Source organism: Allobrachymonas chironomi DSM 19884, from assembly GCF_000374625.1.
GTDB lineage: Bacteria > Pseudomonadota > Gammaproteobacteria > Burkholderiales > Burkholderiaceae_C > Brachymonas > Brachymonas chironomi.
Genome location: NZ_KB894767.1, coordinates 26,369 through 52,165, shown reverse-complemented (window position 1 = coordinate 52,165; position 25,797 = coordinate 26,369). Strand labels below are relative to the sequence as shown.

28 protein-coding genes are annotated in these 25,797 nt (G+C 64.9%); 15 read left to right on the top strand and 13 right to left on the bottom strand.

From position 1 onward, the window contains the following. Positions 1-11: 11 nt before the first annotated feature. Positions 12-1,451 carry a circularly permuted type 2 ATP-grasp protein gene (locus tag C513_RS0105240; protein WP_018714985.1) on the bottom strand — a complete coding sequence of 480 codons (1,440 nt, stop codon included), beginning with the start codon at positions 1,449-1,451 and terminating at the stop codon, positions 12-14. A gap of 87 nt (positions 1,452-1,538) precedes the next feature. Then, positions 1,539-3,998, bottom strand: coding sequence for a ComEC/Rec2 family competence protein (locus C513_RS0105235; protein WP_083927359.1), 2,460 nt, complete (start codon positions 3,996-3,998; stop codon positions 1,539-1,541). A gap of 46 nt (positions 3,999-4,044) precedes the next feature. Between C513_RS0105235 and C513_RS0105230 the strand changes: the two genes are divergently transcribed. Continuing rightward, positions 4,045-4,506, top strand: coding sequence for a RidA family protein (locus C513_RS0105230; protein WP_018714983.1), 462 nt, complete (start codon positions 4,045-4,047; stop codon positions 4,504-4,506). A 26-nt stretch (positions 4,507-4,532) separates the two neighbouring features. Here the strand turns inward: C513_RS0105230 and C513_RS0105225 are convergent, their stop codons facing one another. From C513_RS0105225 to C513_RS0105215, 3 genes are all read right to left on the bottom strand, one after another. Continuing rightward, positions 4,533-5,384, bottom strand: a complete 852-nt coding sequence (locus tag C513_RS0105225) for a class I SAM-dependent methyltransferase (RefSeq protein ID WP_018714982.1) — start codon at positions 5,382-5,384, stop codon at positions 4,533-4,535. 198 nt (positions 5,385-5,582) lie between these two features. Then, entirely contained in the window at positions 5,583-5,777 is a 195-nt protein-coding gene (locus C513_RS0105220) for a YbdD/YjiX family protein (protein WP_018714981.1), read from the bottom strand. Positions 5,778-5,788: 11 nt separating this feature from the next. Continuing rightward, positions 5,789-7,864, bottom strand: coding sequence for a carbon starvation CstA family protein (locus tag C513_RS0105215; RefSeq protein WP_018714980.1), 2,076 nt, complete (start codon positions 7,862-7,864; stop codon positions 5,789-5,791). 174 nt (positions 7,865-8,038) lie between these two features. Here C513_RS0105215 and C513_RS12790 point away from each other — a divergent pair, with 174 nt between their 5' ends. Beyond that, positions 8,039-9,028: an extracellular catalytic domain type 1 short-chain-length polyhydroxyalkanoate depolymerase gene (locus C513_RS12790; RefSeq protein ID WP_018714979.1), complete on the top strand. Its 990-nt coding sequence runs from the start codon at positions 8,039-8,041 to the stop codon at positions 9,026-9,028. On the opposite strand, the gene C513_RS0105205 is transcribed toward C513_RS12790, so the two are convergent. After that, complete coding sequence (locus tag C513_RS0105205; protein WP_018714978.1) at positions 9,029-9,439, bottom strand: PaaI family thioesterase; 411 nt, start codon at positions 9,437-9,439, stop codon at positions 9,029-9,031. Positions 9,440-9,581: 142 nt separating this feature from the next. On the opposite strand from C513_RS0105205, the gene C513_RS0105200 reads away from it, so the two are divergent. Further along, positions 9,582-10,028 carry a hotdog fold thioesterase gene (locus tag C513_RS0105200; protein WP_018714977.1) on the top strand — a complete coding sequence of 149 codons (447 nt, stop codon included), beginning with the start codon at positions 9,582-9,584 and terminating at the stop codon, positions 10,026-10,028. Positions 10,029-10,039: 11 nt separating this feature from the next. Here C513_RS0105200 and C513_RS0105195 read toward each other — a convergent pair whose 3' ends face one another. Together C513_RS0105195 and ettA are read right to left on the bottom strand one after the other, a co-directional pair. After that, positions 10,040-10,432, bottom strand: coding sequence for a hypothetical protein (locus tag C513_RS0105195; RefSeq protein WP_018714976.1), 393 nt, complete (start codon positions 10,430-10,432; stop codon positions 10,040-10,042). Positions 10,433-10,491: 59 nt separating this feature from the next. Next, the gene (gene ettA, locus C513_RS0105190; protein WP_018714975.1) at positions 10,492-12,153 is read right to left on the bottom strand and encodes an energy-dependent translational throttle protein EttA; all 1,662 of its coding nucleotides are present in this window, start codon (positions 12,151-12,153) and stop codon (positions 10,492-10,494) included. 319 nt (positions 12,154-12,472) lie between these two features. On the opposite strand from ettA, the gene C513_RS12785 reads away from it, so the two are divergent. Then, on the top strand, positions 12,473-14,242 hold the full coding sequence (locus C513_RS12785; RefSeq protein WP_018714974.1) for a DEAD/DEAH box helicase: 1,770 nt from the start codon (positions 12,473-12,475) through the stop codon (positions 14,240-14,242). 156 nt (positions 14,243-14,398) lie between these two features. Here C513_RS12785 and C513_RS0105175 read toward each other — a convergent pair whose 3' ends face one another. Further along, the gene (locus C513_RS0105175; RefSeq protein WP_018714972.1) at positions 14,399-14,707 is read right to left on the bottom strand and encodes an ArsR/SmtB family transcription factor; all 309 of its coding nucleotides are present in this window, start codon (positions 14,705-14,707) and stop codon (positions 14,399-14,401) included. 198 nt (positions 14,708-14,905) lie between these two features. On the opposite strand from C513_RS0105175, the gene gloA reads away from it, so the two are divergent. Further along, positions 14,906-15,313, top strand: coding sequence for a lactoylglutathione lyase (gloA, locus tag C513_RS0105170; protein WP_026320569.1), 408 nt, complete (start codon positions 14,906-14,908; stop codon positions 15,311-15,313). Between the two features lie 101 nt (positions 15,314-15,414). Here gloA and C513_RS0105165 read toward each other — a convergent pair whose 3' ends face one another. Next, on the bottom strand, positions 15,415-16,056 hold the full coding sequence (locus C513_RS0105165; RefSeq protein ID WP_018714970.1) for an OmpA family protein: 642 nt from the start codon (positions 16,054-16,056) through the stop codon (positions 15,415-15,417). A gap of 117 nt (positions 16,057-16,173) precedes the next feature. Between C513_RS0105165 and pdxH the strand changes: the two genes are divergently transcribed. Next, positions 16,174-16,824 carry a pyridoxamine 5'-phosphate oxidase gene (gene pdxH / locus C513_RS0105160; RefSeq protein WP_018714969.1) on the top strand — a complete coding sequence of 217 codons (651 nt, stop codon included), beginning with the start codon at positions 16,174-16,176 and terminating at the stop codon, positions 16,822-16,824. A gap of 12 nt (positions 16,825-16,836) precedes the next feature. On the opposite strand, the gene msrA is transcribed toward pdxH, so the two are convergent. Continuing rightward, positions 16,837-17,373, bottom strand: coding sequence for a peptide-methionine (S)-S-oxide reductase MsrA (msrA, locus tag C513_RS0105155; RefSeq protein WP_018714968.1), 537 nt, complete (start codon positions 17,371-17,373; stop codon positions 16,837-16,839). Positions 17,374-17,527: 154 nt separating this feature from the next. Between msrA and C513_RS0105150 the strand changes: the two genes are divergently transcribed. Both C513_RS0105150 and C513_RS0105145 read left to right on the top strand, forming a co-directional pair. Continuing rightward, complete coding sequence (locus C513_RS0105150) at positions 17,528-18,178, top strand: protein-L-isoaspartate O-methyltransferase family protein (RefSeq protein ID WP_018714967.1); 651 nt, start codon at positions 17,528-17,530, stop codon at positions 18,176-18,178. Then, positions 18,178-18,537, top strand: coding sequence for a rhodanese-like domain-containing protein (locus C513_RS0105145; protein ID WP_018714966.1), 360 nt, complete (start codon positions 18,178-18,180; stop codon positions 18,535-18,537). The genes C513_RS0105150 and C513_RS0105145 overlap by 1 nt, the downstream gene beginning before the upstream one ends. 11 nt (positions 18,538-18,548) lie before the next feature. Here C513_RS0105145 and C513_RS0105140 read toward each other — a convergent pair whose 3' ends face one another. Both C513_RS0105140 and C513_RS0105135 read right to left on the bottom strand, forming a co-directional pair. After that, positions 18,549-19,859 carry a 3-deoxy-D-manno-octulosonic acid transferase gene (locus tag C513_RS0105140; RefSeq protein WP_018714965.1) on the bottom strand — a complete coding sequence of 437 codons (1,311 nt, stop codon included), beginning with the start codon at positions 19,857-19,859 and terminating at the stop codon, positions 18,549-18,551. A gap of 3 nt (positions 19,860-19,862) precedes the next feature. Beyond that, positions 19,863-21,251 (bottom strand): phosphomannomutase/phosphoglucomutase, encoded by a 1,389-nt coding sequence (locus tag C513_RS0105135; protein WP_018714964.1) that lies wholly within the window; start codon positions 21,249-21,251, stop codon positions 19,863-19,865. Positions 21,252-21,362: 111 nt separating this feature from the next. On the opposite strand from C513_RS0105135, the gene C513_RS0105130 reads away from it, so the two are divergent. Genes C513_RS0105130 through C513_RS0105100 form a run of 7 tightly spaced genes read left to right on the top strand, consistent with a single transcriptional unit; the run spans position 21,363 to position 25,793 of the window. Continuing rightward, positions 21,363-21,884: a methylated-DNA--[protein]-cysteine S-methyltransferase gene (locus tag C513_RS0105130; protein WP_018714963.1), complete on the top strand. Its 522-nt coding sequence runs from the start codon at positions 21,363-21,365 to the stop codon at positions 21,882-21,884. A 3-nt stretch (positions 21,885-21,887) separates the two neighbouring features. Beyond that, complete coding sequence (locus C513_RS0105125) at positions 21,888-22,802, top strand: DMT family transporter (RefSeq protein ID WP_018714962.1); 915 nt, start codon at positions 21,888-21,890, stop codon at positions 22,800-22,802. Between the two features lie 26 nt (positions 22,803-22,828). Next, complete coding sequence (locus C513_RS14410) at positions 22,829-23,401, top strand: PilV family protein (RefSeq protein WP_169335117.1); 573 nt, start codon at positions 22,829-22,831, stop codon at positions 23,399-23,401. Further along, positions 23,398-24,312, top strand: a complete 915-nt coding sequence (locus tag C513_RS0105115) for a PilW family protein (protein WP_018714960.1) — start codon at positions 23,398-23,400, stop codon at positions 24,310-24,312. Before C513_RS14410 ends, C513_RS0105115 begins: the two co-directional genes overlap by 4 nt. Beyond that, positions 24,309-24,770 carry a hypothetical protein gene (locus C513_RS14405; protein WP_018714959.1) on the top strand — a complete coding sequence of 154 codons (462 nt, stop codon included), beginning with the start codon at positions 24,309-24,311 and terminating at the stop codon, positions 24,768-24,770. The genes C513_RS0105115 and C513_RS14405 overlap by 4 nt, the downstream gene beginning before the upstream one ends. Before the next feature lie 28 nt (positions 24,771-24,798). Next, on the top strand, positions 24,799-25,254 hold the full coding sequence (locus C513_RS13645) for a prepilin-type N-terminal cleavage/methylation domain-containing protein (RefSeq protein ID WP_018714958.1): 456 nt from the start codon (positions 24,799-24,801) through the stop codon (positions 25,252-25,254). Continuing rightward, on the top strand, positions 25,251-25,793 hold the full coding sequence (locus C513_RS0105100) for a GspH/FimT family protein (RefSeq protein WP_018714957.1): 543 nt from the start codon (positions 25,251-25,253) through the stop codon (positions 25,791-25,793). The genes C513_RS13645 and C513_RS0105100 overlap by 4 nt, the downstream gene beginning before the upstream one ends. Positions 25,794-25,797: the final 4 nt, after the last annotated feature.

Here is a 25,797-nt window from a genome sequence, read left to right as displayed (position 1 = left end):
GCAGCTGCGGATCAGACGACCCAGGTGTCCTTGGTGCCGCCCCCCTGTGAGGAGTTGACCACCAGCGAGCCCTCTTTCAGCGCAACGCGGGTCAGGCCACCGGCCACCATCTGTACCGATTCCCCGGCCAGCACGAAGGGGCGCAGGTCGATATGGCGCGGCGCAATGCCCTGCTCCACATAGGTCGGACAGCTCGACAGGCTCAGCGTCGGCTGCGCGATATAGCGCTCGGGATGGGCCTGCAGCACCCGGCGGAATGCCGCCAGCTCGGCCTGGCTGGCGGTCGGGCCGATCAGCATGCCGTAGCCTCCGGCACCATGCACTTCCTTCACCACCAGTTCGTCCAGGTGCGCCAGCACATGGCGCAGATCGTCCGGCTCGCGGCAGCACCAGGTTGGCACATTGGACAGGATCGGCTTTTCTCCCAGGTAGAACTCGATCATCTTCGGCACATGGGGATAGATCGACTTGTCATCGGCGATACCGGTGCCGACCGCATTGCAGATGCTGACGCGGCCGGCACGGTAGGCCTCCATCAATCCGGCGCAGCCCAATGTCGAATCGGGCCGGAACACGCGCGGATCCAGAAAATCGTCGTCGATGCGGCGATAGATCACATCAACGCGCTGCGGGCCATGCGTGGTGCGCATGTAGACAAAACCGTCCCGCACGAACAGATCCTGACCCTCTACCAGTTCCACGCCCATCTGCTGCGCCAGAAAAGCGTGCTCGAAATAGGCGCTGTTGTACATGCCGGGCGTCAGCACCACCACCACCGGATCGGACACTGCTGACGGCGCGCAGGAGCGCAGCGTCTCCAGCAGCAGGTCGGCATAATGCGCCACCGGTTCCACCTGGTAGTGGCGGAACAGCTCCGGGCACAGGCGCATCGACATCTTGCGGTTTTCCAGCATGTAGCTGACGCCGCTGGGCACGCGCAGATTGTCTTCGAGCACGAAATACTCGCCCTCCTGCGCCCCATGGCTGGCACGCACGATATCGATGCCGCTGATATGCGAATAGACACCATGCGGTACGGCCAGCCCTTCCATCTCCGGCCGGTACTGCGCATTTCCGTGCACCTGCGCTGCAGGAATCACACCGGCCTTCAGGATGTCCTGATCGTGGTAGACATCATGGATAAAGCGGTTGAGCGCAGTGACACGCTGTACCAGCCCCCGCTCCAGCCGCTGCCACTCCTGCGACGGAATGATGCGCGGCACCAGATCGAAGGGAATCAGGCGTTCGGTGCCGGCACCGTCTTCATCCTTGTCGCCATACACGGCAAAGGTGATGCCGACCTTGCGGAAGATCATTTCGGCTTCCTCGCGCCGCCGCGCCATGGACTCGACGCTCTGGTCCTGCAGCCAGTCGGCATAGCGCCGATAGTGTTCGCGCACCTGCTCGTCGGCGTAGGGAACGGAGGCATACATTTCATCAAAGGCACGCATGATCGACGGGGCTCCTCTGGGTTTCAGGTTCGTCAGATGACATGCAGGAATCATGCCTGAACATGCGTCAGCCCGGCAACACGGTATTCACGGCAGCCGGTGTGACCAGAAATGTGCCTCGCGCGCACGTTCACAGTGCACCTCGTTCTTCCAGGATCCCCACCATGCCGCACCACAGGCATCACTGCGCACCACACTGGTGCCATGCTGCTGCAAGCGCTGCAACACATCGGCATGCGGGTGGCCGTAGCGGTTGCGATAGCCATGCTGGATCAGGGTCCAGCGCGGCTGCACCGCCTGCAGCCAGGCACTGCCGGTGGAGCTGTTGCTGCCGTGGTGACCCGCCAGCAGCACATCGGCACGCAGCTGCGCGACCGGGTAACGCTGCAGCAGGCGTGTTTCGCTGACAAACTCGGCATCGCCCATCAGCATCGCTGCGTGCCCGGCATTGCTGACACGCAGCACACAGCTGCTGCCATTGCCCCAGTCGCCTTGCGCCAGATCCTGCGCAGACGGATGCAGTATGTCAAACGCCACGCCGTCCCACTCCCAGTGCTGTCCGGCCAGACAGGGCTGGATCGGCAGCCGGGCATGCAGCGGGTTGTCCGGCTCGATCACACCCGCCACAGGCACCTGCGGCTGGCTCTCCAGCAGCGACAGCAGGCCGCCCACATGATCGCTATCGGAATGGCTGAGCACGATGCGATCCAGCTGCAGGCCCTGCGCTGCGAGCAGCGGAACCAGAACACGTTCGCCAGCATCGGTATGGCGGCCAATCGTCGGGCCGGTATCGAACAGCAGGTTGTGGCGCGCGGTGCGCAGCAGCACCGCACCGCCCTGCCCCACATCCACCGCCTGCAGGCTGAACTCCCCGGGCGGCGGTGCCGGAGCCTGCCAGCACAGCACCGGCAGCAGCGCAGCCAGACCCCATGCCCGACACCAGGGCGGCAGCCGCAGGCACAGCAGCGCGCCGCCGGCGATACCGGCAGCGCCGGCCCAGCCCGGCGCCATGGCCGTGCCGTACACGGCCCAGGGATAGGCCGACATCCAGACCAGCCCCGGCCAACCCAGTTGCAACACGGCACCGGCCACGCTCCAGACTGGCGACCAGAGCACCCCCAGCATGGCCAGCGGCGTCACCAGCAGCGTCACCACCGGCACCGCCACGGCATTGGCCAGCACGCCTACCACCGATACCTGACCGAACATCAGCAGCGCCAGCGGTGTCAGGGCCAGCAGCACCACCAGTTGCTGCTGCGCAAAGCCGGCCATGGCAGCCCGCAAGCGCGGCCACCAACCGGTTGGCGCAGCAGCTGCAGCGGTTTCACCCGTCAGGAACAACACCCCCACCGCGACAAAACTGAGCCAGAAACCCGGCTGCAGCAGGGCCAGCGGGTGCAGTGCCGTCACCAGCACGGCAGCCGCACCAAGTACGGCATGCCAGGGCCATTGCCGGCCACTGCAACGCAGCAGGGCCACCACCGCCAGCATCCAGACCGTACGCTGCGCCGGCACGCCCCAGCCGCTGAACCAGGCGTAGCCGGCCGCCAGCAGGCAGGCCCCAATGGCCGCAGCATGCTGCGCCGGCAGCCACAGGCAGCAAGACCAGCCCCGGCGCGCCGTCCAGCGCCAGCACCAGCCCACCAGAGCTGCCGCCAGCCAGGCAAACATGGTCACGTGCAGGCCGGAAATGCTCACCAGGTGCGCGATCCCGGTGCGCCGGAACACGGTCCAGTCGTCCTGCGCGATGGCCGCCTGATCCCCCACGACCAGCGCCACCAGCATCTGGCCGGCGCGCTGGCCGGCCGCGTCATCAGGCGACCAGTGCGCCCGGATCCGCTCACGCACCTGCAAGCGCAGCCGATCCAGCCGATGCTGCGGCGACAGCCAGCCCAAATCCTGCAGCCGCAGTGCCCCCTCCTGCGCACGCACCTGGGCCGTCGCCCCCAGTCCCTGCTCCCACATCCAGCGTTCCAGATCGAAGCCGAACGGATTGCGATACCCATGCGGCTTGCGCAGCTGCAGCGCCAGCTGCCAGCGCTCGCCGGCTTGCACGCAAGCCTGGCACGATCCCGCTTGCGCCGGCTGCGACCAGCCCACCGACAGCTGCCCGGGCAAGCTGACGGCCCGGCCATCGGACCCGACGGCCTGCTCGACTCTGAATTCGAAACGCGATCCCTCGGCAGACCATTGTGGCAGCCCCTGCACTACACCGCTGACCTGCAGCGTGCGCCCCTCCAGCGCTGCATCGAGCTGCTGCGCTAGCATGCCACTGGCCTGCCAGCCCGCCACGCCCCAACCCAGCAGGGGCAGAAACAGCCACAGCAGGGGCAAGGCGCGACGCTGTTTCAGGCACAATCCGGTGATGCCCAGCGCCGACAATGCTGCCAGCTGGTATTGCCACAGCGGCGACAGCACGGCCTGTTGCAGCTGCAGCCAGAGCCCGACAAGCCAGGCCAGTGCCGCACCGGTAATCCCCGGAGCCGGCCAGGCGCGGGTGACCAGATCTGTATTTTTATAATTATTTTGTATTACTATTTGCCGCATGCCGTGATGGTAGCGCAAATCCCGCCCACTTCACCAGGAGTTCCCCATGTCCGATATCTACACCCGACTCGACAGCCTTGGAATCAGCCTGCCGCCCGTGGCAGTACCGGCAGCCGCCTATGTGCCCTATGTGCAATCCGGCCATCTGCTGTTCCTGAGCGGCCATATCGCCAAGCGCGATGGTGCCGTCTGGACCGGCCAGCTCGGCAAGAACATGGATACCGCCACCGGCGCCCAGGCGGCGCGCGCCGTCGCCATCGACCTGCTGGGCACGCTGCAGGCGGCTACCGGCGACCTCAAACGCATCAAGCGCGTGGTCAAGCTGATGAGCCTGGTCAACTCCACCAGCGAGTACACCGAGCAGCACCTGGTAACCAACGGCTGCAGCGAGCTGCTGGGCGAGCTGTTCGGTCCGGAAGTGGGCGCACACGCACGCAGCGCCTTTGGCGTGCCGCAGCTGCCGCTGGGTGCCTGCGTTGAAATCGAAATGATCGTGGAACTGGCCTGAGTGGCTGGACGCGCGGCCCGCGCGGCTTATTCCCAGGACAACTGGTACATGGCGTAGAACGGCACGCCCGACAGCATGGTGAAGCCCCCCATGGCCATCGCCAGTGTCCAGTCGTAGCCCGCCATGACATCCTTGCAGTCCAGCTGCTTCAGACGCCCTTCCATGCCCTGCAGACTGCCGGCATGCGCCAGGCCCCAGCGCAGACTGGCCCCGGTCTGGCGCAATGACGGATGCCAGTAGGTCGAACCGCAGGCCAGCTGGCTGAAGGCATCCATCACCATCTGCGAGCCGATCGGCAGGTGCGTGGCCAGCGTGTGCAGCAGGTGCTGCACCTGCTCCGGCTCCAGGTACATGGTGACGCCTTCCAGCATCACGAACACCGGGCGCGTGCCAATCTGCTCCAGTGGCAACTGCTGCCACCAGTCGCTTGCGGTCAGATCCAGCAAAGCACAATGATGACGTTCGTTGATGCAGGGCAGCAGTTGCTCCCGCAGCTGCATCACTTCAGGCAAATCGGCATCGACCATCAGGCTGCTGCCGTTGTCCAGCCACTGGAAATACTGGCTCAGGCCGCAGCCCAGATTCAGGAACACCGCATCCGGATGCTGCTGCAGAAAAGCCTGCGCCTTGTCCAGAATGAAACGCGTACGGACCAGTACTCCCCAGATGCTGTGGCGGTCCTGTGACCAGCGCGAACCATCATCGCCGATGGCTTGCAGCACGCTGGCGGCATACCCGTCATGGATGGCCAGATGCGGGAACATGGCATCCCCCATGGCGCGCCCGGCCAGCGGAATGCGCAAGGTGGAAGGAACCGTTGCCAGACCCGTGGCCAATGTCAGCGGGCTGGCCCGCGCTGCACCAGTACTGGGTGCCATATCCATGATTCTTCTCTGGTTATCGCACCGGCAACGGGCCGGTGCTGTTGCTTTATGTATACATGCTAGCGTCTACTTTTGCCGCACGACCGTGCTTTACGCCTCACCCAAGGGTTTACCCTGAACGTAAAACGGCCACACCTGATCAGGGTGTGGCCGTTTTGCAGAGTGGCGGGAACAGTGCCCCGCCTCCAACCGTCAGCAGCAGCGCCCGATGCCGCCGCCGTAGCGGGCTTCCTGCCGGTTGATGAAGAACTGCTCGTAGCTCATCACCGTCTGGTCCGGATGGGTGCGCTTCATGTGCGCCAGGTAGTTGTCATAGCTGGGAACCCCCACCATCAAGCGGGCAGTCTGTCCGAAGTAGCGGCCGGCTGCGGCCAATTTCTGCAACATGCGGATCTCCTTCAGTGGGCCTTGGCCATGGCCTCGGCGGGCAGCGGCTCGTAAGGCACTTCGTGCATGACCGGCTGTGCCTGCCGGCGCGCAGCCAGCGAGGTACGGATACCGTACATGAGGATAACCACTACCACGGTCATGAACAAGGCCGTCAGGGCCGCATCCAGGCGGTTGTTGAACACCAGCCGGCCCATTTCCTCCATCGACTTGGCCGGAGCCAGCACCTTGCCTGCCGCCATCGCGTCAGCAAACTTGTTGGCCAGCGCCAGGAAGCCGATGCGCGGATCGGTATGGAACAGTTTCTGGAAACCGGCGTACATGGTGATGATCAGCAGCCAGACCGTGGGCACGATGGCAACCCAGGCGTAGCGGTCCTTCTTCATCTTGAACAGCACGGTTGCCACCAGCGTCAGCGCAATCGCGGCCAGCATCTGGTTGGCAATGCCGAACAGCGGCCACAGCGTATTGATGCCGCCCAGCGGATCGACCACGCCCTGGTAGAGGAAGTAGCCCCACAGCGCCACACAGACGCCAGTCGCCACCAGGTTGCCGGCCAGGGAATCGGTCTTCTTCAGCGCCGGGACAAAGTTGCCCAGCAGGTCCTGCAGCATGAAGCGGCCGGAACGGGTACCGGCATCAACTGCGGTCAGGATGAACAGCGCCTCGAACAGGATGGCAAAGTGGTACCAGAACGCCATCATGCCCTCGCCACCAAACACCTGGTGCAGGATGTGGGCCATGCCCACGGCCAGCGTCGGCGCGCCACCGGCACGCGAGATGATGGTGGCTTCACCCACATCGGCTGCCACCTGGTTCAGGATTTCCGGCGTGATGGCAAAGCCCCAGCCGTTGATCACGGCTGCAGCCGATTCGGGCGTGGTGCCGAGCACGGCAGCCGGCGCGTTCATGGCAAAGTAGACGCCCGGATCAATCACGGACGCGGCAATCAGCGCCATGATGGCCACGAACGATTCCATCAGCATGCCGCCGTAACCGATCAGGCGTGCATGGCTTTCGTTTTCCAGCATCTTCGGCGTGGTGCCGGAAGAGATCAGCGCGTGGAAGCCGGATACGGCACCGCAGGCAATCGTGATGAACAGGAAGGGGAACAGGTTGCCACTCCAGGCCGGGCCGGTACCGTCGATGAAACGGGTCACGGCCGGCATGCGCATTTCGGGGGCAATGAACAGCACACCCAGCGCCAGGCCGGCAATCGTGCCGATCTTCAGGAAGGTGGACAGGTAGTCACGCGGGGCCAGCAACAGCCAGACCGGCAGCACGGCGGCAATAAAGCCGTAAATCACCAGCGCCCAGGTCAGCTGCTTGCCGTCCAGGTCGAAGTGCTGCGCCAGCGACGGCGTCTCGGCTACCACGCCACCGTAGTACAAGGCCCACATCAGCATCAGGAAGCCGATCACGGAAATCTCGCCAATGCGGCCCGGGCGCAGGTAGCGCATGTACAGACCCATGAAGATGGCGATCGGGATCGTGGCGGCCACGGTGAAGGTGCCCCAGGGGCTGTGCGCCAGCGCCTTGACCACGATCAGGGCCAGCACCGCCAGGATGATGATCATGATCATGAAGGTGCCAAACAGCGCGATGACGCCGGCCACCGGGCCCATTTCGGACTTGATCAGATCGCCCAGCGAGCGTCCGTCACGGCGTGTGGACACGAACAGCACCATGAAGTCCTGGACTGCACCGGCAAACACCACGCCGGCCAGGATCCACAGCATGCCGGGCAGGTAGCCCATCTGTGCGGCCAGCACCGGACCGACCAGCGGACCGGCACCGGCAATCGCGGCAAAGTGGTGACCGAACAGCACCCCCTTGTTGGTCGGCACATAGTCCAGACCGTCGTTGTGACGCCAGGCCGGTGTCATGCGCGTGGCATCCAGACCCAGTACCTTGTTGGCAATGAACAGACTGTAGTAGCGGTAGGCAATCAGGTAGACACACACTGCAGCCACGACAATCCACAAGGCATTGATGGACTCCCCTCGCTGCAGTGCCACATAACCCAGGGCACCGGCCCCGGCAATGGCCACCACCAGCCACAGGAGCCGGGATAACATTTGATTCATGCTGAACTCCTTGGAAAAAATTCCGCCCGGATGGCCGGAATGTCGCCGTTGTAGCAGACTGTGAGTATTTGTGTCACTTTTCCAACCAAGTAGTCCTGCCTGATGCAGGGTTATCCCCCGACTGGCCTGCCCCTGCCTGCATGACAGGAGCCCGTTTCCTGCACAATCACGCGCATGACCTGGATTGACAAACTCAAGAACGGCGTCAGCTCGCTGCTGCGCCGCAAGCGCCCTTCCCCGCCGCCCTCCGGAGCCCCACGGACTCCGGTCACGCCGCCTGCACCGGCGCCTGCCGGCTTGCGCGGTCACTACGAACGCGGCGAGGAATTCCAGCCCGGCGTCGGCAGCAGCGACTACCGCCTGTTCATCCCGATCCAGGCCGATCCGCAACGGCCGCGTGCGCTGGTCCTGATGCTGCATGGCTGCAAGCAGAATCCCGATGACTTCGCCGCCGGCACCGGCATGGACCAGCTGGGTGACAGCGAAGGCTTTTTCGTGCTCTATCCGGGCCAGAACCGCAAGCGCAACCCGCAGGGCTGCTGGAACTGGTTTTCGCGCCGCAACCAGCGCCGCGACTGGGGCGAGCCGGAGCTGATCGCTTCCATGGTGCGCAAGGCGATCCGGCAGCACCCGGTCGATCCCTCGCGCATCTATGTCGCCGGCCTGTCGGCAGGCGGTGCCATGACGGCGCTGATGGCCCGCAACTACCCCGACCTGTTTGCCGCTGCGGCCATCCATGCCGGGCTGCCGCCTGCGGCCGCCACCAGTATTCCGGGGGCATTCAGCGCGATGCGCCGTGGCGCCAAGGGCACGCCCCTGCCCGAAGGACACCCGCTGGTGCCGGTCCTGGTCTTCCAGGGGGATCGTGATGAAACCGTGCATCCGGACAACGGCCACAACGTGATCAGCGCCATGATCCCGCCAGGCTGCCAGTCGGCGCAACAGCGCATCGACCAGCAGGGCCGCGAGGTCACGCTGACGCGCTATCTCACCCCCGGCGGCAGCATCGCCGGCGAACTCTGGATGGTGCACGGCCTCGGCCATGCCTGGAGCGGCGGCCAGCCTGCCGGCAGCTACACCGATCCGGCCGGACCGGATGCCAGCCGCGAGTCACTGCGCTTCTTCCGCCAATACGTGAATCCGCGCGCCCGCAGCGCGCACTGATCAGCCCCGGGGCGGAATGGCGTAAGTGCCCACCACATGCGCTACCGTCTTCTCCGGGCTGCCTTCCGAATACAGCGATACCTCACCCACGGCCTGGGTACGCCCGACCTTGATCATGCGGCAGCGCGCCAGAATCGGCCGGTCACCAGATGGCTTGCGCAGGAAGTTCGTGGTCAGATTGGTGGTCACCGCCAGCGGCACAATGCCGATCCGCGTGAACAGCGCCACATACAGGGCCACATCGGCCAGCCCCATCATCACCGGCCCCGACACCGTGCCACCGGGCCGCAGTTCCTCTTCTCCCACCGGATGTGACAGCAGCGCCTCGCCATCCCCCAGCGATTCGATCACGCACTTGGTCTGTGGAAATTCGCGCGCCAGAAAGGCGCTGATCTCTTCTTTGCTCAGCATCGGCAGTCTGCTCCAGGTAGCCATCACGGGCTTGTCAGGATAAGCGCATTGACGCAAGCGTCAACTCAGGGTTTACCTGCGGATCGGCCATGGCAAGCGCCGCCCTAAAATGGAACGACCGTTTCATTCCAGGATTTTTCCGATGCGCATCTGGCACCACCCCGTCACCCTTGAACAGATCAACCAGCTCAACAGCGGCTGCGCCGTCAGCCACCTGGGCATCGAGTGCATGGAACTGGGCGATGACTACCTGACTGCCCGCATGCCGGTCGATGCCCGCACGCGCCAGCCCTTCGGCCTGCTGCATGGCGGCTGCTCCATGGTACTGGCCGAAACCCTGGCCTCGGTCGCCTCGGTCTGTACCGTGGACACCAGCCAGTTCCTCTGCGTTGGCCAGGAAATCAATGCCAACCACGTGCGCGCCGTACGGGACGGCTGGGTCACTGGCACGGCCAGGCCGGCGCATCTGGGCCGCACCAGCCAGGTCTGGGAAGTGCGCATCGTCAACGAACAGGACAAGCTGGTCTGCATCTCGCGCGTGACCATGGCGGTGGTACCGCGCGCTGCGCTCGAAAAAACCGACGCCTGAGACCGGTCGACTCAACCCGCCGGCATCGCCCGCCAGGCCGGGATGCAGTGGGCGGCCAGCGCCGTCACCCAGTCCGGCTCATCCGGCACAAACGCCAGGCCAAAGCGCGGGCTCACGACAAAGCCGCCGCGCACAAAAAAGCCAGCATCATGCTGGCGGACAAAACGGTCGAGATCGGCAAACAGCACGCGCTGGCGCAGCAGGAACAAGGCGGGTGCGCGCTTGGTCACCTCCTCCAGCTGGCCACTGGCCTGGAAACGCGCTACCCAGCTGCCGTAATCCAGCGTCTGCAGCCCGATCTCCAGCCGCTCCTGCCGCAACGGCTGGCCGTAATGGCGGCGTACCTGCTCCTGGCTGGCGACGAACGGCAGCCGGTCTACCAGCAGATAGGGGATCAGGTACACGGATCGCAATCCTGGCCGGATAGCGGCGGTGACCCGGGTCACCGCCAGCTGCCTGCTGTTTACTTCAAGGCCTTGTAGCGCATGCGCTTGGGCTTGGCACCCTCCTCGCCCAGACGCCTGATCTTGTCGGCCTCGTATTCCTGGTAGTTGCCGTCAAAGAACACCCACTGCGAATCGCCTTCTGCCGCCAGGATATGGGTACAGATGCGGTCCAGAAACCAGCGGTCGTGGCTGATCACCATCACGCTGCCGGCAAACTCCAGCAGCGCGTCTTCCAGTGCACGCAGGGTTTCCACGTCCAGGTCGTTGGACGGCTCGTCCAGCAGCAGCACGTTGCCGCCCTGCATCAGCGTCTTGGCCAGGTGCAGACGGCCGCGCTCACCGCCGGACAGCATGCCGACCTTCTTCTGCTGGTCGCCACCGTTGAAGTTGAAGCGGCCGCAGTAGGCACGGCTCGGCATCTGGAACTTGCCCACGGTGATGAGGTCCAGACCACCGGAGATGTCTTCCCAGACGGTCTTGTCGTTGGCCAGGTCGTCACGGTGCTGGTCGACAAAGGCCATCTGCACGGTCTTGCCGATCTTCACCTCACCGCTGTCGGGCTGCTCGACGCCGGCCACCAGCTTGAACAGCGTGGACTTGCCCGCGCCGTTCGGGCCGATGATGCCGACAATCGCGCCTGCCGGCATCTTGAAGCTCAGGTTGTCGATCAGCAGGCGGTCGCCAAAGGACTTGCTGACGTTGGTGAACTCGATCACCTCGGTACCCAGACGCTCGGCCACCGGAATGAAGATTTCCTGCGTTTCGTTGCGCTTCTGGTATTCGTAATCGCTCAGCTCCTCGAAGCGCGCCAGACGCGCCTTGGACTTGGCCTGGCGGCCCTTCGGGTTCTGGCGCGCCCACTCCAGCTCCTTCTTCATGGCCTTGGTGCGGGCATCCTCGGTGCGCTGTTCCTGCTCCAGACGCGCTTCCTTCTGCTCCAGCCAGGTGCTGTAGTTGCCCTTGTACGGAATGCCGTGGCCACGGTCCAGTTCCAGTATCCACTCGGCGGCGTTGTCGAGGAAGTAGCGGTCGTGGGTGATGGCCACCACGGTACCGGTAAAGCGCGACAGGAACTGCTCCAGCCATTCGACCGATTCGGCGTCCAGGTGGTTGGTCGGTTCGTCGAGCAGCAGCATGTCGGGCTTGCTCAGCAGCAGCTTGCACAGTGCCACGCGGCGCTTTTCGCCCCCCGAAAGCTTGCCGATCACGGCATCCCAGGGCGGCAGGCGCAGCGCGTCGGCAGCGATTTCCAGCTGGTGCTCGCTATCGGTGCCGGCCGCCGCAATGATGGCCTCCAGCTCGCCCTGCTCGGCGGCGAGGGCATCAAAGTCGGCATCGGGCTCGGCATAGGCGGCGTAGATCTCGTCCAGACGCGCACGCGCATCGTTGACTTCCTTCATCGCCTCTTCCACTGCTTCGCGCACCGTGTGCTCGGGATTGAGCTGCGGCTCCTGCGGCAGGTAGCCGATGTCCAGTCCCGGCATCGGGATGGCTTCGCCCTCGATCTCCTTGTCGATGCCGGCCATGATCTTCAGCAGCGTGGACTTGCCCGAACCGTTCAGGCCGAGCACGCCAATCTTGGCTCCCGGAAAGAAGGACAGCGAGATGTCCTTCAGGATCTGCCGCTTGGGCGGCACGATCTTGCTGACGCGGTTCATGGTGTAAACGTATTGGGCCATGTGGCAAAAATCCTTGGTCAAAAGGCCGGCCCGTGGTTCGAAAACCACCAAAAACCGGCAAAAACGGAAAAAATGCAGGGATTTCGTTCAAATACCTGATGCCTCCATTATCCCAGCATGCGACAATAAATGCTGTTGCCACCACCAGTGCATGGCAACACCGGTGTTCTACCGCCTGCCGCACAGCCCGGCCATCGGGCTAGTCCCTTCTTGCGGCTCCTCTGGATTCCATCTGCCACTCACTGGTTTTGCGCCAGTGCCTCCCGTGCACACGCTTACGGCCGATGGTTCTGCACCACTGCTGGTGCCTGATAACAACATGACATTCGAAGAACTGAACCTGGCGCCGGAGCTGATTTCTGCCGTGCGCGAACTGGGCTACGAGCAGCCCTCTCCCATCCAGGTCGAGGCCATCCCCCTGGTGCTGGCCGGCCATGACCTGCTCGGCGGTGCCCAGACCGGCACCGGCAAGACCGCCGCCTTTTCGCTGCCGATGCTGCAGCTGCTCAACAGCAAGCCGCCGGCCCGCAATGGCCAGGTACGTGCCCTGGTACTCTGCCCGACGCGTGAACTCGCGGCCCAGGTCGAGGAATCGGTACGTGAATACGGCAAGAACCTCAAGCTGACTTCGACCGTGATCTTCGGCGGTGTCGGCATGAACCCGCAAATCCAGCGCCTGCAGAAAGGCGTGGACATCCTGGTCGCCACGCCGGGCCGCCTGCTGGACCTGCAGGGCCAGGGTGCCGTCGACCTGTCCCAGGTCGAGATCCTGGTGCTGGACGAAGCCGACCGCATGCTGGACATGGGCTTCATCCACGACGTGAAGAAAGTGCTGGCCCTGTTGCCGCGCAACAAGCAAAGCCTGCTGTTCTCCGCTACCTTTAGCGATGACATCCGCGAACTGGCCCAGGGCCTGCTGCATGATCCGCGCGAAGTGCAGGTCACGCCGCGCAACACCACGGTGCAGCGCATCACGCAGGTCATCCACCCGGTCGGCCGCAACAAGAAGAAGGCCCTGCTGGCGCACATCATCCAGCAACACGACTGGAGCCAGGTGCTGGTGTTCACGCGCACCAAGTTCGGTGCCAACCACGTGGCCGACTACCTCAACAAGAACGGCATCACCGCCATGGCGCTGCACGGCAACAAGAGCCAGTCGGCCCGTACCCAGGCGCTGGCCGGCTTCAAGACCGGCGAGATCCGCGCCCTGGTCGCCACCGACATCGCTGCCCGCGGCATCGACATTGATGATCTGCCGCACGTGGTGAACTACGAGATCCCCAACATCTCCGAAGACTATGTGCACCGCATTGGCCGTACCGGTCGCGCCGGTGCCAGCGGCACCGCCGTCAACTTCGTCTGTCTGGACGAAGAAGGCTTCATGCACGCCATCGAGAAATTCACGCGCCAGCAGATTCCGGTCGAATTCGTCGAAGGCTTCGGTCCGGAAGAAGGCGAAAAGGCCGAGCCGATCGCCATGGGGCGCCAGACCCTGTGGGGTGGTGCCGGCAAGCCGCCGGGCCGCGACGTGATGGCCGCCGCCGCCAAGGCTGCGCGCCAGGAAATGATGCAGCGCCTGCGCGAAAACAAGACGGCACGCCCGGCTGGCCGCAGCAAGCCGGCAGCCCAGGCCGATGCCGCCCGTGCCGATGCGCAAGACTCCAACGCTCCGCAGCAGTCCGGCGCCGACAATGCCGACAACGGACAGAACGCCCAGCGCAACCGCCGCCGTCGCAACCGCCTCCGCAGCGGTGGTGCCGGCGAGCAGCGCCAGGACAACTACGCTGACAACGCCGGCCAGCGCGAACCGCGTGAGCCCCGTGAACCGCGCCAGCACAAGCCGCGCAACCCGCAACAACAGCAGGCCCACGGCAATGCCGGCCAGGGCCGTGGCCGCCGCAACCCGCAGCGTGCCGGCAGCGACGCACAACCGCGCAGCCACGAAAGCCAGCTGTTCAAGGGCGAATTCGGTGTACCGCGCAACCAGGGCAACGGCGGTCAGCCGGACCCGCTGCGCACCAGCGTGGACAGTCTGCGCCGCAGCAACCGCAACAAGCGCGGTGGCGGTGGTGGCGGCTTCGGCTGGTAAATCACTGCAAGCCCGGTTCGCCGGGCTGCCAGATCAGGCCGGAGATTCCGGCCTTTTTGCTGCCTGCCGCTCGGCTGTCCGACTGCGACAGAATCGGCAACGGCCGGGACATCCCGGCCGCTGGCAAAAAGGCTTGCTGGTAAAGCGCTGCCCGGATCAGGAGCAATAAAGCCGATACAGCGTTTCCAGCACCTCCTGGGCGCGACTGTCGGCGATGCGGTAAAAGATCTGCTTGCCCTCGCGGCGTGTCTGCACCAGCTCTTCGTTGCGCAGCACGCCAAGCTGTTGCGACAGCGTAGGCTGGCGGATGCCCAGCATGTCTTCGAGCTCCCCCACGGAACGCTCACCCCGGCTCAGCTGGCACAGCAGCAGCAGGCGGTTTTCATTGGACAGCACACGCAGCAACTGGCTGGCTTCGCGTGCGGCCAGCTGCATGTGCTGCATGTCAATCAGGACTTCGCTCATGATTTCAGATATCTCGGTTCAATGTATGAATCGCGATATTATGCCTCTGCAAGAAAAAACCTGCATCTCAGGGAAACCGGCAATTCGTCAATATGTCACGACCGTGGCAGTCCATGCACCAGCCGGCCATGTGGCACACTAGCCGGGTCATGATGCGCCCCTGTGCGCACCCTCCCCCACCAACAGGAAGCAAACCCCATGCGAATCCTCCACACCATGCTGCGCGTCGGCGACCTGCAGCGCTCCATTGATTTCTATACCCGGGTACTGGGCATGCAGCTGCTGCGTACCAGTGACAACCCGGAATATCAGTACACGCTGGCCTTTCTCGGCTACGAAAGCAACCCGCAACAGGCCGAACTGGAGCTGACCTACAACTACGGCACCGACAGCTACGACCATGGCACGGCCTATGGTCACCTGGCCATCGGTGTACCCGATATCTACGCCGCCTGCGACAAGATCCGGGCCGCCAACGGCCAGATCACGCGCGAACCGGGCCCGGTCAAGGGCGGCAGCAGCGTGATCGCCTTTGTCGTCGATCCCGATGGCTACAAGATCGAACTGATTGAGCGTGCCCACGACGCCGGCATGGAGAAGTTCTAGACCCCCTTCTTCGGCCCGGACGAAAAAAATCCCCTGCAGCATCAGCTCCAGGGGATTTTTCATGGACGGCCTTGCCGAAGCGGCAAGGCGGCAGGACCGGATCAGTCCTCGATCGTCACTTCCACGCGACGCGCTTCGGCGTTGCTGCCGCTGGTGATTTCAGCCACTTCCGGCTTCTTCAGCTCCAGGCGGGATTCGGGCACACCCAGCGCCTTCAGGGCGTCAGCCACGGCGATGGCGCGCTGCTTGGCCAGTTCGGCGTTCAGCTCGGCACTGCCGGTGCTGTCGTGGTAGCCGCTGATGACCAGCTTCTGGCCGTCCTTGGCGGCTGCCAGCAGCTGGTTCAGGGCGTCGTTGGCACCCGCAGCCAGTTCGGCCTTGCCGCTGGCAAAGTAGAAACGCACCTTGCCGTTGTCGTACTGCACGCTCGCCTCGTCGGCAGCCGCAGTGGCAGAAGCGGTATCGGCAGCCGGAGCGGCCAGGGTAGCAGCGGCAGCGGCAGCGCCATCGGTGGCGGAAGCAGATGCAGATGCAGATGCAGATGCAGATGCGGCATCAGCGGCCATGGCAGCGGCCGAAGCGCTGGCACTGGAAGTGGCCACCGCGCCGTTCTTGCCGCCAAACACGCCGCTCTTGTACAGGCCGAAGCCGCTTGCCAGGGCAATGGCAAACAGGATGATCAGCGTCAGCAGCACGCCGACTACGGTGTTTTGTTCCTTGTCGTTGTCTTGGGTCGTGGACATGGTTTCTCCAGTGCTATGAATCGTTGAGGAATGAAAATCGGGCGCAGCCGGTACCTGACACGACTGCGGCATCGCGGCTATTGTAAAGTATTGTCATACATGACTTCCGGTCCGACCATGAAAACCACCCACCCCGACATCGCCAGCCTGCGCAAGAGCTATGAACGCGCCGAGCTGGACGAATCCGCCTCGCACCAGGACCCGATGCAGCAGTTCGACCAGTGGCTGAGCGAAGCGGTTGCCTCCGAAGTCCCCGAACCCAATGCCATGACGCTGGCCACCGTGGGCAGCGACCTGCGCCCGAGCACACGCGTGGTACTGATCAAGGGCTATGACGCACGCGGCATCAGCTGGTACACCAACTACGAGAGCCGCAAGGGCCGCCAGCTGGCCGGCAATCCGTTTGCCGCACTGCAGTTCCACTGGGTCGAGCTGGAGCGCGTGGTGCGTATCGAGGGGCGTGTGGAAAAGGTCAGCGGCGATGAAAGCGATGCCTACTTCGCCACGCGCCCGCTGGACAGCCGCATCGGTGCCTGGGCCTCGCCGCAAAGCCAGGTGATCGATGGCCGCAGCGTGCTGGTCACCAATGCCGCCTATTACGGCACCAAATTCCTGCTGCAACCGCCGCGCCCGCCGCACTGGGGCGGCTACCGTCTGGTACCGGAACAGTGGGAGTTCTGGCAGGGCCGCAAAAGCCGCCTGCATGACCGCCTGCGCTACCAGCGCCAAGCGGACGGCAGCTGGCTGCGCGAACGCCTAGCGCCCTGAACCCCGGCCGCCTCAGCGCTGCCAGTCGGCAAAGGTCTGCTGGAATTTCTGCACCTTGGGAGCCACCACCATCATGCAGTAGCACTGATACGGGTGCTGATTGAAGTAATCCTGGTGGTAGTCCTCGGCACGCAGATAACGCTGCAGCAAGGCCACCTCGGTCACCAGCGGCTGGTCAAAATGTGTCTGCGCCGCCTGCACCCAGGCCTGCACGCGCTGCAGCTGGGCGTCGTCTTCTGCATAGATCGCGCTGCGATACTGCGTACCGACATCGTTGCCCTGGCGGTTCAGACTGGTCGGGTCATGCACCACGAAGAAGATCTCCAGCACCTGCTCGAGGCTGATCAGCGCCGGATCGAACTGCAGCCGTACCACTTCGGCAAAGCCGGTATCGCCACGGCACACGGCCTCGTAGTTGACCGTGGGCAAGTCGCCATTGCTGTAGCCGTTTTCCAGCGCCACGATGCCGCGCACACGCTGGAACACGGCCTCGATGCACCAGAAGCAGCCGCCGCCCAGGGTGATGGTCTTGATGGCTTGTCCGTTCATGTCTCCCTCCTGACAATCGGCCGCTGGCCGCAACGGCAGCATCTTCGCAGGTATTGCGTCCGCTGTCCCCATCAGGCTGCAGCAGACACGCTAGAATAAGGGTTACATTTGTCACATCAGGGGCGTGTTTGTGCGCGCCCATGCCGGAGTACGCATGAACACCGAACAAGCCCGTTTCAACATGATCGAACAGCAGGTCCGCCCCTGGAACGTGCTGGATCCGTTCGTCCTCGGCCTGCTGGACCAGATCAGCCGCGATGATTTCGTGCAGCCGGGCCAGCGCAGCATGGCTTTCATGGACCTGGAACTGCCGCTGCCCTGCGGCCAGGTCATGCTGACACCGCGCGTGCAGGCGCGCCTGGTACAGGATGCGCTGCCGCAGTCGACCGACAAGGTCCTGCAGATTGGTGCCGGCTCCGGCTTCATGACCGCGCTGCTCGCGGGCAGCGCCCAGAGCGTGGTTGCCTATGACATCCACCCGGAACTGGCCCAGTTTGCACGCGACAACCTGCATCGCGCCGGCATCCACGCCGATGTGCGTGACGGCTGCGGTTTCAAGGGAGCACAAGCCACCGGCCCGTTCGATGTCATCGTGCTGTGCGGCTCCGTCGCCGAAGTGCCGCACGAACTGCTGTCGCAGCTCAAGATCGGCGGCCGCCTGATCGCCATCACCGGCCATGAGCCGGCCATGCAGGCCATCCGCATCACACGCGACAGCGAAAACAGCTACACCACTGAAGAGCTGTGGGATGTGGTGGTGCAGCGCCTCGAAGGCGTGCCGGAACCGACCAGCTTCCGCTTCTGATGCGATTCCAGCCCCTGCCCCCGGCCCTGGTCGCCGACTGGGCCGAGCGCATGCGTGCCGCCGGCAAGCAGCCGGTGGTGCTCGATGTGCGCGAGGAATGGGAGCAGCAGCTTGCCCATGTGCAGCAGCAGTCGGCCAGCCAGGGCTTTCAGCTGTTGTCGGCACCGCTGTCCGCTTTCGTGGACATGCTGGACGATCTGCCAGCACCCGACCAGCCGCTGGCCTGCCTGTGCCATCACGGTGTGCGCAGCCAGCATGCGGCCTACTTCCTGTCGCAGCGCGGCTTTACCGACCTGTACGACATCAGCGGCGGCATTGATGCCTGGGCCGGCATCGACCGCAGCATTGCCCGCTACTGACGCCCCGCTCTTCAGATCAGGCCACGCGCCTGCAAATCCTGCGCCATGCGCATGGCCGCACCACGGTGCCTGTCGGTAAAGTGCCCGCAGGCCTGCTGCATCTGCTGGTGCGCCGGCGCATCTTCCAGCAGCAGCCTGCCGGCTTCGCGCACCGCCTGTGACATGTCGACGCAGCGCAGCGCCGCACCCGCCGCAATCGCCTGTTCACTGGCCTCGGCAAAGTTGAAGGTATGCGGCCCCAGCAGCACCGGGCAGCCGCAGGCACAGGCCTCGATCAGGTTCTGCCCGCCTAGTTGCTCGAAGCTGCCACCCATCAGGGCCAGATCTGCCATGGCGTAATACATCGGCATTTCGCCCAGACTGTCGCCGAGCCAGACGACAGGGCCTGCCGGAGTCCGGGTCTGTTCATCCCAGGCGCTGCGTCGCAACACCGGCACGCCCTGCTGCTGCAATAGCGCCGCCACCTCGTCGAAACGCTGCGGATGGCGTGGCACCAGCAGCCATTGCACGGCCTCACGCTGCTGTTGTGACAGACTTTCCCAGGCCTGCAGCCACATCCGCTCTTCGCCCTCGCGGCTGCTCGCCAGCATGGCAAGCGGACGGGCTGCTGCGCCCTGCAGCTGCTGCCGCCACTGCCGGCCCTGTGCCAGCAGTTCCGGGGCCGGGCTGGCATCGAACTTCAGGTTGCCGACGATGCGGATCTCCTGTACCTGCAGCTGGCGCAGGCGCTCGGCGTCGGACGCTGTCTGCACATAGGCAGTCCGCAGGCTGCGATAGCCCGGGTAGGCCAGCGAGGACAGTCGCAGCGACTGCTGCAGTGTCTTCTCGCTCATGCGCGCATTCGCCAGCACCATCGGGATATCCAGCTCCTGCGCCTGTTGCAGCAGCTCCGGCCACATTTCGGTTTCCAGCAGCAGGCCAACGCGCGGCCGGAACAGCTGCAGGAAACGGCGCGCCGCCGCACGGCTGTCCAGCGGTAGCCAGACCTGCATATCGCCGTCGCGCAGCAGCTTGCGGCCTTCGGCATGGCCGGTGGCCGTGCCGTTGGTCAGCAACAGTTTCAGATCCGGACGCACGCTGCGCAAGGCCTGCAGCAGAATGGCCGCGGCGCGTGTTTCACCCAGCGACACCGCATGTATCCAGACCCACGCGCCGGCATGTGCCGCGGCCTGCTGCTGCTCCTGCGGCGTATAGTCGGCAAAACGCTGGTGTACCGCATGCAGGTACAGCGGCTCCTGCTCGCCGCGGCGACGCAGTTTGCGGAGCAGCAGCGGGCGACCCAGCGCCATCACGGCGCGATACAGCGAGCGCAGTACCGGCATCGTTCAGTGTGCCGATGCACCGAGCACGGCATCGGGCTTGAGCTGGCGCAGCAGGCCGAGCATGGTCTGCTCGATGCGCTGCAGCGCCGCTTCGGTATGCCCCTCGAAACGCAGCACCAGCACCGGCGTGGTGTTGGAGGCGCGAATCAGGCCAAAGCCGTCTTCCCAGTCGATCCGGACGCCATCGATACCGGATACCTGCGCCTCGCCACCCAGCTGCTGCTCGGCCAGCGGCAACAGCGCAGCGGCGATGCGATGCGGCTCGCCCTCTTCGCAGGCGACGTTGATTTCCGGGGTGGAGAAACTGGTCGGCAAGGCGTTCAGCACGGCAGACGGATCGTCATGCCGGCTCAGGATTTCCAGCAGTCGTGCGCCGGCATACGTCCCGTCATCGAAACCGTACCAGCGCTCCTTGAAAAAGATATGGCCGCTCATCTCGCCACCCAGCGGGGAGTTGACCTCCTTCATGCGCGCCTTGACCAGCGAGTGGCCGGTCTTGTACATCAGCGGCTCACCACCCGCTGCGGCAATCGCCGGAGCCAGGCGCTGCGAGCATTTCACGTCGAACACGATGGTGCCACCCGGCACACGCTGCAGCACGTCCTGTGCAAACAGCATCATCTGGCGATCCGGAAAGATCACCTGTCCGTCCTTGGTGACAATGCCGAGCCGGTCGCCGTCGCCGTCAAACGCCAGGCCGAGTTCGGCATCGGTTTCACGCAGCACGCGCTTGACGTCTTCCAGGTTTTCCAGCTTGCTCGGATCGGGATGGTGGTTCGGGAAATGGCCATCGACCTCGCTGTACAGTTCACGCACTTCGCAGCCCAGGCTGCGAAAGATGCCCGGCGCCGTGGCACCCGCCACGCCGTTGCCGCTATCCACCACCACGTGCATCGGGCGTGCCAGCCTGATATCGGCCACGATCTGCTGCTGGTAGGCCGGCAGCACATCTGCCTGGCGCACGCTGCCGCCACCGGGCAACTCCCAGCTTTCCTGCTCGATGATCTGGCGCAACTGCTGGATCTCCTCGCCATGGATGGCGCGGCCTCCCAGCACCATCTTGAAGCCATTGTGGTTTTTCGGGTTGTGACTGCCGGTCACCTGGATGCCGCTGTCGCACAGCGTATGTGCCGCAAAGTACAGCATGGGCGTGGTCACCATGCCGATATCGATCACCTCGATACCGGCCTCGACCAGTCCCTGCATCAGGGCCCCCGCCAGCTCCGGCCCGCTCAGACGGCCATCGCGCCCCACGGTCACCACCTGGCTGCCGTTCTGGCGCGCCCGGGTGCCAAAGGCACGACCCAGCGCACGCGCCACCTCGGGCGTGATGGTGTCGGGCACGACACCGCGCACGTCATAGGCCTTGAAAATCGATGCCGCTACTTGCATGGGAACTCCGTCTGACTGTTGATTGCTGCATTGTAAAAGACCCGCTACACTGGACGCGCCCCCGGCGTGCCAACCTGGCCACCTGCTCGGGCTTCACGCTGCTGTCACACCATGCCCCTGCCCGACTACCCCCGTCTGCTGACCGCGCGCAGCTGTCACGCCACTCCGCTTGGCCCCCTGCATCTGGCGTGTACCGCCAACGCGCTGGCCGGTGCCTGGTTCGAACCACAACGGCATTTCGATACGGCCTCGCTCAGTGGTGTGCCACTGCAGCCGGCGCACCCGGTGCTGCAGGCAGCTGCGGCAGCACTGGACGCCTACTTCCAGGGCCAGCCACTGGCAGTATTGCCGCTGGCCTATGTCGAAGGGACGCCCTTCCAGCAACAGGTCTGGCACTGGCTGTGCAGCATCCCGCATGGTCAGACACGCAGCTACGGCCAAATCGCCGCCGCGCTGGGCCGGCCTGCCGCCAGCCGCGCGGTGGGCATGGCCGTCGGGCGCAATCCGATCAGCCTGTTCGTGCCCTGCCACCGCGTCCTCGGCAGTCAGGGCCAGTTGACCGGCTATGCAGGCGGTCTGGAGCGCAAGACGGCCCTGCTGCATCTGGAACAGTCCCAAACCGAACTGCTCTAGTCCATGGCACGTCCGGGCTCAGCCGCTTCCGCACACTGGCTGCAGGAGTTCCTGCTGCTGGCGGCCATCTGGGGCGCCTCCTTCATGTTCATGCAGTTGGCCGTACGCGACTTCGGCCCCTGGGCCACCGCCGGCATCCGCGTCGGCATTGCCGCCGCCACGCTGCTGCCACTGATGCTGCTGCGCGGGCAGTGGCGAGACTTGCGCCAGCACTGGAAGCCCACACTGTTCGTCGGCATCTTCAACTCCGGCCTGCCGTTTGCCTGCTACGCCTACGCCTTGCTGACGATTCCCACGGGCTGGGCCTCGATCCTGAATGCCACCACGCCGCTGTTCACCGCCTGCATCGCCTGGTTCTGGCTCGGTCACCGGCCGGACCGCTGGCGACTGCTCGGCCTGCTCATCGGCTTCATCGGCGTCGCCCTGCTCGCCAGCAGCAAGCCGGCCGGGCTGTCGGACGACATCAGCCATGGCCATGCCCTGCTGGCCTCGCTGGCCTGTCTGCTGGCCACCTGCAGCTACGGCTTTGCCGCCTGCTACAGCACACGCTATCTGTCGCAAATGCCTGCGATGGCCGTGGCAGCCGGCAGCAACTTCGGCGCCTTTCTGGTGCTGTTGCCGCTGACGGTCTGGTTTGCCCCGAGCCGCATGCCCGGCAGCACGGCCTGGCTCGCCATGCTGGCGGTGGGCGTGATCTGCACCGGTCTGGCCTATGTGCTCTACTACCGCCTGATCGCCCGTGCCGGCCCCGGCAACGCCTCCACCATCACCTACCTGATCCCGGTGTTTGCGCTGGCCTACGGCGTCGGCTTCATGAACGAATCGCTGAGCTGGTCCATGCTCGGCTACGGCAGCGTGATCCTGCTCGGCACCATGCTCTCCACCGGTTGGTTGAGCCCGAAGAAATTCCAAAAATAATAATACTTTTGAATTAAAATATGGGCATGCACCTGCCCATACGCCACTCACGCCGTACCAAACGCTTGCGTCATCCCCCGCGCCGCGGACTCGGGCTGCTGGAAGTGCTGGTCGGCATGCTGCTTCTGGCCGGCAGCCTGGTGGGCACGCTGGCCATGCAGGCCCGCCTGCAACAATTTTCCCAGCACACGCGCCAACAGCAGGATGCCATCGCGCTGGCAAGCCAGCTGGCCGTGCTGCTGCGCGCCCATGGTCATTTACTGGCGCAAGCGGCCGTGCCATGGCATTGGCAAGCAACAACACAGGCCCCTGCCCCTGGCAGCTGCAGCGATGCCCCCTGTCCCGATCCCCAGCAACAACTGGCACACGCCCTGTCCGGCTGGCAGGAGCAGGCAGCCAGCCTGCTACCCCAGCTACGGCTGCAAATCTGCCCGATGGCGGCCCATGCCCCCTTGCCGACAGACTGGTCCTGCCCGGCCGACAGCGCGGCCACGGTGCTGCTGATCCAGCTGGGCTGGCAGCACGATGCGCCCACCGGCCCATCCAGGCTGCCTGGATTGATCCTGCCTGTGGCACTGCCACGCCTCGGTCTGCCATGAACCGGCAGCTCCCGACGCGCGGCATGACCCTGATCGAGCTGCTGCTGGCCCTGACGCTCGGCCTGCTGGTCACCGCTGCCGCCTGGCAAGGCCTGCGTCTGGGTCGTCAGGCCCTGGCCAGCCTGGAACAGCAACAGCAGCTGCAGGACCAGCTGCGTCTGAGCCGCGACTGGTTGCCACGCCTGCTGCGCCAGCTTGATGCCCGCACCCCTGTGGCTGATGGCCTGCCCATCGTCTACGGTTGGGATGATGCGGCCTACCGGAACCCAGGTAGTGCACGGCGCTTCAGCGATATCAGCAGCATCCGCAGCGGTAATCGTCCGGCTGCCTGCGGCAGGATCACGGACAGCAGCTGTCGCAACGGCAGCGATATCCTGGCGCTCCGTTACCACGGTGCCGATGGCCCTGCGGGTGTCGGCAGCGATGGCGGCATCATGTCCTGCAACGGCAGTGTCCTGGGTGCTGGCAACGAGGGCTACGCCTTCCTCTACATCAACCGCCACAGTGTCACCGGCGAGCCCCAGCTCTCCTGCGCCTATCTGTCTGCCAGTGGCCAATTCACCTCCACCGGCCTGATTCCCGGCGTGGAAAGCCTGCAGCTGCTGTACGGCCTGGCGGATGGCACATCCCCGGCGCAGATCACCGAGTGGCACACGGCCAGCGAACTGGAGCTTCCGGGCGACCGCGCCGCCAGCGAAGCCCGATGGCTGCGCGTACGCGCGATCCGCATCGGTCTGGTACTGCGCAGCACCATCAACCCGGCGCAAACCAGCCTGGCCCAGACCGTCTACCCGCTGGGCCAGGCACATGCCACGCAACACCCGGCAGACAGCGGTGCCAGCCTGCGCCTGCCGGCAGACCGGCGACAGCGCCGCTTGCTGCAACTGCAATTTCACCTGGGCACCACATGACACGCCCGGCTCATGGCTTTTCCCTGATCGTGGTGCTCGGCCTGCTGCTGGCGCTATCGGCCCTGGCCAGTACCGGCGTGGCCCCGTTGCTGCTGGAGCAGCAGGTGCTGCAGCGTGAACGCGATCAGCTGCAGGCCGAACAGGCAGCCCTGGCCGCCCTGGACACGGCCCGGATCAGCCTCACGACCGCCCTGCAACAGCAGCAAGCCGTTCTGGGTTTTCCCGGCAGCCCGCGTCCCCCACGCTACCAGTGGCAACTGCTGCAGGCCGATGCAACACAGCAACGCTATCGTCTGCTGGCCGCGGGCTATCTGCCCGGTCACGGCGGCGTATTGCTGCAGGGCGAAATCCGCATCGCGCTGCCCGTGCCCGTGCCCGTGCCCGCATCCGCCCCGGCTGGCCAGCTGGTCCGCCTGCAGACCCTGCCCTGGAGCGCCCTGCCTGCGGCATGGCGCTGACCCTGCCACTCCGACCGAAAGAACATCCATGACCGCCTCCTCCTCGCGCAGCAGCAAGCGATCACCCGGCTTCACGCTGCTGGAACTGCTGGTCGCGCTGAGCCTGATCGCCACCCTGTCCAGCTGGGCCTATCCGGCCTATCAGCGTCATCTGCTGCAAGGCCAGCTCACCAGCATACGACTCGCCTTGAGCGAACTGCTGCTGCGCGAATCCGCCTGGCGCAACAGCCAGCCCGATTACGCCCGCTTTGCTGCCGGCCATGCTCATGTGCTGCTGGAAGGCATGGTGACGCCGCCCGGAGTCATGCTGGGCGCCCGTCGCTGCCAGGCGCCCACAGCGGACAGCCCGGCACCGGCAGCATCCGATTGCATCGAGGTGTTTGCCCAAGCCACGGCCACATCCGCCAGCTGGCGCGAACTCTCGCTCGACAGCCTCGGTCAGCGCCGCTGCCAGGCAGAACCGGATCTGCGCTGCTGGCCATGAAAAAACATCTGTTTGTACGCGGCTTTACGCTGATCGAGCTGCTGCTGGTGCTGGGGCTGCTGGCCGGCCTGCTGCTGATCGGTTCCAGCGCCTACCGTCAGCTGCGCCAGCGCGCCGACCTGCAGATAGCCGGCTCCAGCCTGCTGGCGGCTGCCCGGCAGGCGCGTGCACAAGCCATGAGTAGCGGCTACGCCGTAGTGCTACAAGCGCAGGATGCCCGCCAATGGCAACTGGGCTGGCGTCTGTTTGTGGATCGGGATGGGGATGGACGCTTCAGTAACAGCGATACCCTGCTGCAGCAACAGGCGCCCCTGCCTGCCGGCCTGCAGCTGCAGGCACCGCCCCATGCGACCGGTGCGGCCAATACCATGGCCGCTGGCTATCTGCTGTTCAACGAGCGCGGTTTTCCCGTCGCGCGGGAGGGACTGCAAGCCAACGGACAGCTGGAACTGCGTCACGGGGAGCAGTTGCAACGCCTGTTCTTTGACAAGACCGGCCGCATGCGCCTGTGCGATGCCGGCAGCCCCGATTGCGCATAAAAAA